The sequence below is a fragment of the Vibrio sp. V39_P1S14PM300 genome, from assembly GCF_009904765.1.
Lineage (GTDB): Bacteria > Pseudomonadota > Gammaproteobacteria > Enterobacterales > Vibrionaceae > Vibrio > Vibrio proteolyticus.
This window is the reverse complement of record NZ_WXWP01000043.1, coordinates 1-3,853: the sequence shown is the minus strand read 5'-3', so window position 1 is coordinate 3,853 and position 3,853 is coordinate 1. Positions and strand designations below refer to the sequence as shown.

Here is a 3,853-nt window from a genome sequence, read left to right as displayed (position 1 = left end):
GTTGCACACAGAAGGCACAGTATGATCAAATTTAACTCTATGAGTATTAAACAAAAGGTTGTTGTTGGTATTACGCTCGCAGTTTTAGCGTCGACCGTCATCGTGGGTTATATGGCCCAAAAACAGGCACGTGATGTGCTCGAACACCGTCTCATTGATATCGAATTACCGTCGATGCTCGATCAGATCCGGCAAGAAGTGGACAGTCAGGTTCGCCAGCTGATTTTTGCTGCGGAACAGATGGCCAATAACGAGTTCGTCAAGCGCGTGATCCGTGATGAAAACATCGATCCGGCGGAAGAGACGTTGCTGGTCAAGCAACTGAATAACATCCGCAATCAGTACGGTTTGAATGACGCATCGGTTGCTAACCGCAACACCGCATTCTACTGGAACCAGGGCGGTTTCCTGCGCAAACTGAACCGTCAACAAGATGCGTGGTTCTACGGTTTTGTGCAATCGGGTCAGCAGACGATGGTCAGCATGTTCCAGGAAGCAAATGGTGACGTAAAAATGTTCGCTAACTACCAGAACGCGTCTGGGTTTAGCATGTCAGGCCTGTCTAAATCGATGGACGATATGGTGAAGCTGCTCAACGGCTTCCGTATCGAAGACAGCGGATTCGTCTTTTTGGTCAATGCAGGCGGAGAAGTTCAGATTCACCGTGAAGCCAGCAAAGCGAAAGCCTCTATTGATAGCCTGTATGGTCGAGAGGCGAGCACCTTGCTGAACAAGTCAGGCTTTAACCTGATTGAGACCGAATACGAAGGCAAAGACGTATTTGTTGCCAGCCAGTACATTCCGTCGATGGACTGGTTTGTTATCGGGATGGTGCCGGTTGATGAAGTCTTCGCAGATCTCAACGCCGTTGCTCAGCAAATGCTGATCACGACCTTGGTGGTGGCTGCGCTCTTTATTGCCATGGGCTTGCTACTGGCCAACAGCATCGCAAATCCTATCCGTGCGATCGCGCAGCGCTTTACCGATTTGGGTAAAGGCGACGGAGATTTGTCTCAGCGCATCGAAGTGAAAGGAAGTGACGAGATCGCGCAACTGTCGTCCGGTTTCAACGGCTTTATTGAGAAAATTCATGAGTCGATGAAAGAGGTGGCATCAACCAGCCACTCACTTCAGGAAGCGGCTGAAAGCGTTTCGGATAAAGCCAGCACGACACATGACAACAGTCAGGTGCAGCGCGATCAGACACTGCAAGTGGTGGCGGCGATCAATGAAATGGGCGCGACCATCAGTGAGATCGCGACCAATGCGGCAACGGCAGCGGAAACCGCTAATGAAGCGACAGACAACACCCAGCAAGGGCAGAGTGTTGTGACACAAGCCAAAGACGCCATCAGTCGCCTGGCGGCGGACATTGAAAATACAGGGCAGGTTGTTGAGCAACTGGCGTCAACCACACAGGACATCGGCTCGATACTGGATGTCATTCGCGATATCTCCGAGCAGACCAACCTGTTGGCGTTGAACGCGGCGATTGAGGCTGCTCGTGCGGGTGAGCAGGGACGTGGTTTCGCGGTTGTTGCGGATGAAGTGCGTAATCTGGCCAGCCGTACCGCGGATTCAACTGAAGAGATCCAGAGAATGATCAATCAGTTGCAAAACGATGCACACAATGCGGTGTCTGCGATGGAAGCGGGTAAGGCCGTCACCTTTGAAGGGGTATCGGCGTCGGATGAAGCGGTTCAAGTGCTGCTGAACATTTCTGAGCGTATCCATGATATTTCGGACCGCAATACTCAGGTAGCAACCGCGACCGAGGAACAGTCGACAGTGGTGCACACCATCAACATGAACATTGAAGAGATCAATGGCATCAATGAAGCCACCACCAGTACCGCGGAAGAACTGGCACAAGCGAGCCTTGAGCTGCGTGAGTTGTCCGGACGTCTGGATCGTATGGTGGGCAGTTTCAAACTCTGATCGACCCGTTCAGTAAATTGGCATAACTGGGGTGAAGCAGGTAAACTTCACCCCAGATTTGTTTTACTAGGTAAGTATCATGAGCGATTTTGAAAAAGAACTTGAAGAGATGGTGCAAGCGGAATCTGACACGCCAGAAGTTCAACTGCCTTCTCTGGAAGAACAGAAAGCCATTGCGGCTGAACTGAAAAAACTCGAAGCGGAAGGCAAACTGACGCCTGAAATTCTCGAGCAGTATTTCGGCAAGTTTTACGCGAAGACCGATGCGCCTATTCATTAAATCCGCGATGATGTCTCTATCAACAAAAAAGACAGCCAAATGGCTGTCTTTTTTATGCTTAGAAGATGGGATTATTTCACGATCCAATCAATCTGTTCACCAGCGCGAATCGGCACGACGATGTCGCTGCCAAAGGGCATGCTCTCTGGAACAGTCCAGGGCGCTTTGGTCAGGGTGACGGTGTCCGCATTACGCGGTAAACCATAGAAGTCAGGACCGTTGTGGCTGGCGAACGCTTCTAAATTTGCCAGTTTGCCTTCCTGTTCAAAGACTTCAGCATACAACTCTAGCGCAGCGTGCGCGGTGTAAGAGCCTGCACAACCACAGGCAGACTCTTTGTGGCCTTTGGCGTGCGGCGCAGAGTCTGTTCCGAGGAAGAATTTTTTACTGCCACTGGTGGCCGCTTCTATCAGGGCTTTCTGATGGGTATTGCGCTTCAGAATGGGCAGGCAGTAGAAGTGAGGTTTAATGCCGCCAACCAGCATATGGTTGCGATTGTACAATAAGTGGTGGGCGGTAATTGTGGCGGCAACATTGTCGTTCGCCTGTTTGACGAAGTTGGTAGCATCAGCTGTCGTGATGTGCTCAAGTACGATTTTTAAGCCCGGGAAATCGTTCACAATCGGAGCCAGCACGTTGTCTAAAAACGCTTTTTCGCGGTCAAAAATGTCCACATCGTGGGTAGTCACTTCCCCATGCACCAGCAGTAGCATGCCCACTTCTTGCATCGCTTCCAGAACGGGATAGATATTCTTCGCTGATGTCACTCCTGAATCTGAGTTGGTGGTTGCGCCCGCAGGGTATAACTTGGCGGCCACGACAACGCCTGAGGCTTTGGCTTTGCGGATTTCTTCAGGAGAGGTGTTATCGGTGAGGTAAAGGGACATCAGAGGCTGGAATTGGGGACTTGGCTGCTCAGCCATAATACGGTCGCGGTAGGCGATGGCCAATTCGGTATTGGTAACTGGTGGGACGGTGTTTGGCATAATCAGTGCGCGGCCATTATAGCGGCTTATATCGCGAACGGTATCGGTCAGAACATCACCATCGCGAAGATGAACATGCCAGTCGTCAGGACGAGTAATCGTAAGTGTAGTCATTCAGGGCTCCCACCATTGAAAAGTTACTGATTGGAGCCTAAACGTAAGTGAAAACTGTGAAAGCAAACGCTTACGCTTAGGCGACAGGATGATAGAGGAATTGCGCGTCTATTTCATCCTATTTTTCAGATTCATCAGCAGGAGTGGTAAAAACCGGCTTATTTCATGATCAGCCACAGGGCATGAATCATACCCGGAACGAAGAAGAAGAAAGTGAGAATCAGGTTGATGATGAAATCTTTCCCCAGCCCTTTATCGACGAATACTGCCAGTGGTGGGAGCAGGACACACAGGATGATCATCAGCAGTTTGTTTGTATCGTTCATTATTTTACCTCGGTATTGAGTGACAACTAGACGCCATAAATTTGACAATATTATCGGAAATTTGATCCCGGTCACGCAATCTTATCAGGTCAGGAATCTGTCAAAACTTATTTATATTTTATTGAGTTATCGATTACTGACACCGTGTAGACTGCCAAGTGACGAAACCTGTTGTGTGGGATCCACACTCCGATCACACAGAATTATAG

At 49.8% G+C, this 3,853-nt stretch carries 4 protein-coding genes; 2 read left to right on the top strand and 2 right to left on the bottom strand.

From position 1 onward, the window contains the following. Nucleotides 1–21 precede the first annotated feature (21 nt). Nucleotides 22–1,938: a methyl-accepting chemotaxis protein gene (locus tag CAG65_RS02395; protein WP_021704848.1), complete on the top strand. Its 1,917-nt coding sequence runs from the start codon at nt 22–24 to the stop codon at nt 1,936–1,938. Nucleotides 1,939–2,017: 79 nt separating this feature from the next. Continuing rightward, a complete protein-coding gene (locus CAG65_RS02390; RefSeq protein WP_021704847.1) occupies nt 2,018–2,218 on the top strand; it encodes a hypothetical protein in 201 nt (66 codons plus the stop codon). A gap of 71 nt (nt 2,219–2,289) precedes the next feature. On the opposite strand, the gene pyrC is transcribed toward CAG65_RS02390, so the two are convergent. Both pyrC and CAG65_RS02380 read right to left on the bottom strand, forming a co-directional pair. After that, entirely contained in the window at nt 2,290–3,318 is a 1,029-nt protein-coding gene (gene pyrC / locus CAG65_RS02385; RefSeq protein ID WP_161451909.1) for a dihydroorotase, read from the bottom strand. 158 nt (nt 3,319–3,476) lie between these two features. Continuing rightward, on the bottom strand, nt 3,477–3,644 hold the full coding sequence (locus tag CAG65_RS02380; RefSeq protein WP_021704845.1) for a YqaE/Pmp3 family membrane protein: 168 nt from the start codon (nt 3,642–3,644) through the stop codon (nt 3,477–3,479). Nucleotides 3,645–3,853 lie beyond the last annotated feature (209 nt).